This is a genomic window from Alistipes sp. 56_sp_Nov_56_25 (genome assembly GCF_001915285.1).
GTDB classification, from domain to species: Bacteria; Bacteroidota; Bacteroidia; order Bacteroidales; family Rikenellaceae; genus Alistipes; species Alistipes shahii.
This window is the reverse complement of the sequence record NZ_MNQF01000009.1, coordinates 49,357-52,879: the sequence shown is the minus strand read 5'-3', so window position 1 is coordinate 52,879 and position 3,523 is coordinate 49,357. Positions and strand designations below refer to the sequence as shown.

4 protein-coding genes are annotated in these 3,523 nt (G+C 50.9%); all 4 read right to left on the bottom strand.

The window, feature by feature from the left end; genetic code table 11:
- Nucleotides 1-654, bottom strand: a 654-nt coding sequence (locus BHV64_RS04590) for a hypothetical protein (RefSeq protein WP_288115595.1), incomplete at its 3' end; no start/stop codon positions are given.
- Nucleotides 655-656: 2 nt separating this feature from the next.
- Nucleotides 657-1,670, bottom strand: coding sequence for a nucleotidyl transferase AbiEii/AbiGii toxin family protein (locus tag BHV64_RS04585; RefSeq protein WP_288115594.1), 1,014 nt, complete (start codon nucleotides 1,668-1,670; stop codon nucleotides 657-659).
- Entirely contained in the window at nucleotides 1,660-2,268 is a 609-nt protein-coding gene (locus BHV64_RS04580; protein ID WP_044053904.1) for a DUF6088 family protein, read from the bottom strand. Before BHV64_RS04580 ends, BHV64_RS04585 begins: the two co-directional genes overlap by 11 nt.
- 57 nt (nucleotides 2,269-2,325) lie before the next feature.
- Nucleotides 2,326-3,519, bottom strand: coding sequence for a site-specific integrase (locus tag BHV64_RS04575; protein ID WP_288115593.1), 1,194 nt, complete (start codon nucleotides 3,517-3,519; stop codon nucleotides 2,326-2,328).
- Between the last annotated feature and the right edge of the window lie 4 nt (nucleotides 3,520-3,523).

Here is a 3,523-nt window from a genome sequence, read left to right as displayed (position 1 = left end):
ATTATATTTGGCCAAAGACTCGAAACTCGCTTTCAGCCATTCCGCCAATTCGGTCTGGTCATAAAAACGATTGGTCGCGCCCTTAAAAGCATTCCAGACGTTCCAACCGTAGTGACACAAATCCCCATAGCTCACCCGATCATGCCGAAGCCGAACCTGCGGCACATCATTCGGAACAGGCGCCATACATGCCAAATAAAGCAAACGTCGTCGCAAAATTTGCCGATTCGTCCCGTCAACGGCATCGCCCAAATCCTTATCGGTATATTCGTAGACGGTGGCGAGTGCATTTTCGAGAATCCGATCGTCCGGAACCGGATCGGCAGAAACAACGGCGGATTCCGGCACGATCGCGTCCGGGCTTCTTTCACACCGCTGTTCGGAACCGACTCCTTCTGTCGTTGTTTTCTCTTCGCCTCTCGGCTGACTACACCCAAAACGACGAAAAAAACGCTCCGAAAGATCCGCCGAACTGCCCACGCTGAAAAAGTAAAATCCGGTCACGCCAAGTCCTGCGGGGACAAGCAAAACAAGCGCCAGCCAAAGCGGAAATCCCCGCGAAACCATGGCGCTGAACAAAACGATCAAAGCAAAAATCACGGCGCTTGCCACGATCAGACGAAGACCTTTCTGGAAATAATACTCGGGATTCATAATTACGATTCGCTGAAAAAATCATCCTCCATTACAACTTTCCGAAACCGATCCCGCAACTCCGCCATCCGCGCGATCAGTCGATCGTATGGCAGCGAATCTCCATAGATGAAATACTCCTGCATCCGCTCATAATCCCTGCGCCATACCTCCGCCAATTTTTCGGGCGGAATAAAATCGATCCGGCTCGGATGGTGCGTCCGATAATCGACTCCGCGAATCGTATTGAATATGCTGCGATGCCTGACAATCTCGACATACATTTTCGGATCGGCCAAGGCTGCCTTTCCGAAATCCGTATCCATCAGCCGCTCCAAATCGTATAGATGACGTGTCATTCGCTCGACGCGCGGATTCTCTTTCTGAAACTCTTCATGCAGCAAAAACGCTTTCTCCAAAAACGTCCGTGACGGCACGACCGCATAAATCGGGAACACCAATTCTCCGAATACATCGGGATATGCCTCGGCAATCAGCGGACGAATCTCGATCCGCTCACGCGGTTCTTTCATCGACCGGCAGCTGAATTCGATCCGGATTTGCGATTCCACATACTCGATATTCGCATAAATGCTTCGATACGGCAGCAGCACCAGCGTCGGATCGGTATCGGAGTCCTGCGCCGGAACGGCACGCAACTCAAAATCGGAAGCCCCATATCCTTCCAGCAATGCCTGCGTTTCCGCAACGAGCCGCTGCTCGATATAGGCCCGCGAAAGTTTCCGAATCCGATCGCGCTGCGACTTGTTGTCCCCGGCAATTTCCCAAAAGGACTTGTCGATCGCAATGTCGATATCCTCCGAGAAGCGTTCTATGACATGCCAACCCTTGCTCAACGACGTACCGCCCTTGAAGGTAATGAAGTCCCGGCACGACGATTCGAACAGGGCTTTCAGCGTCATCGTCACCCACCAGTCCTTCTCGACAGCCTGCGGAGGAAGCCCGACACGCTCGCTCGTCTGTGCAACGAACATACTTTTCTGCTCGTCGGAAAACATCCAAAAATTATTCTTCATAGAACGACATAATGATTTTACGAATCCATGCCGGCACCAACCGCAGATCGGGCAGAATGCTCGACTTCGGAATCCGGGCGAATATCGTCTTCAGTTGGGCGATGTGCTCCTCCGTCACCTGCGGCCGACCGATCTCCTTCAGAGCGAATACGGCAAGCATCAGCGTTTTATTCTGATAGGCCAAATTTTTAAGCGCCACACGCTTGAATCGCAATTTGCGACCGTTGAACAAATTAACCGTCCGGGAATTGCCGTCCGTATAAAACACATAGTTCATCGGTACCTGGGCAGACAATCCCAATACATTCAATGCGTGCATACCCGTCGGAACAACCCGGGCTTCGCCCTGCCGGGCTACCTTTTCAGCGATTTCATTGATGGTCGGGTATTGTATGCCCAGTCCGAACTTTCTGTCGATTTTGGGATAGCAATAGAGGCCCCTTGCAATACGGACTAAACCGCCTTTTCGAGTAAGCCGTTCCAATGCCTTCGCAACCGATACGGCCGATCCGTACACAGCGAAATCGGATGCGGAATACAGCTTACCACGCCCGCACTTTTTTATCTTATTAAGTATCTTACCCTCTATTACTTGCATCTATTTACACACATATATCTGTCGCAAATTTATACAAATTTATCGACAAAACAAATCTTACTCCAACACGCTTACTGCATCACGCTTAATATCCATGTCAATATCGCGATAACGAGCGAACGCCCGGCTGCCGTCCTTATGACCGGACATCGCTCCCACGATCGCAGGGTCTTTCACGCTTTTATAAACATTCCCGATGAATGTCCGGCGCGCCATGTGCGACGAAGCAAGGTCGCAGATCGGCACCTGAACATTCTGCCGCGTCCGCTGGTCGATCGTCGTCACCATGCGCGTCAGTCCCGCTTTACGGAACGCCGCTTTGATATAGACATTATATTTTTGCTCCGAAATAAATGGAAACAATGTTCCGCGGTTCTCATCGAGGTATTTACGAATCAGTTCTTTCGCAGCACCGATCAGCGGCACCGAGACCGTCACCACTCGGTCGTCTCGCGTCTTGCGGGGAACATATTCGATGCAATCGCCGATGATATTGGCATAGGTCATCTTATAAAGGTCGCTCACCCGGCAGCCGATCATGCATTGGAAAACAAAAATATCTCGTTGCGTTTCCAGTTGCTTGTCATCCCCCATATCCGCTTCGGCCAACTGTTTGCGTTCGTCGGTCGTAATATAGATAGGCGTACCGTAGACAATCTCCGCAATCTTGTACTGCTTGAACGGATCATTGTAGGTATGTCCGTTATCATTTAACCATACATAAAACGACCGTAGACGAATCAACATATCCGAAACGTAATTCATGCCCCGCTCTTTCGGACGGCCGGGAATTACCGTTTCTCCCGCAGCATTGAGGTACGGGCCGCGCTTCACAGGCAGATTCTTCCTCACCTTCGGCCGGGCATACGGCACCTCGTCGTACAACTCCGGATGTTCGTCGAAAATCTCCGGTTCTTTCATCAGAAATGCCCCGAAATCATCAAGTGTCGTCGGAGATACGGTGTGTACGTCCAGCACGAACCGTCGGTTCGACAGTTTACGATACAACTCATACCGCTTCAACGTCCGCACCAAGACATTGAAATGCTTGACACGCGATTCGGACAATTTATGCGTAGCGAGGTATTCATCCGTCAACGGGAAAAAGCCTATTTTCTTTTCCTCAACGGAAGTCGCCGTCTTTGGCCGCAAAGTGCGCCGGATCAACTTTTCGAGCCACTCGCGCGTAACGGTCGATTTATCGTCTGCCGCCTCGACCGAGGTCTCAATTACATCGACCAATTCTTTCAATTTC

Bases quoted from the DNA above. Each gene is read 5' to 3' on its own strand.
- BHV64_RS04580 (WP_044053904.1), bottom strand. From the start codon at position 2,268: ATGCAAGTAATAGAGGGTAAGATACTTAATAAGATAAAAAAGTGCGGG.
- BHV64_RS04585 (WP_288115594.1), bottom strand. From the start codon at position 1,670: ATGAAGAATAATTTTTGGATGTTTTCCGACGAGCAGAAAAGTATGTTC.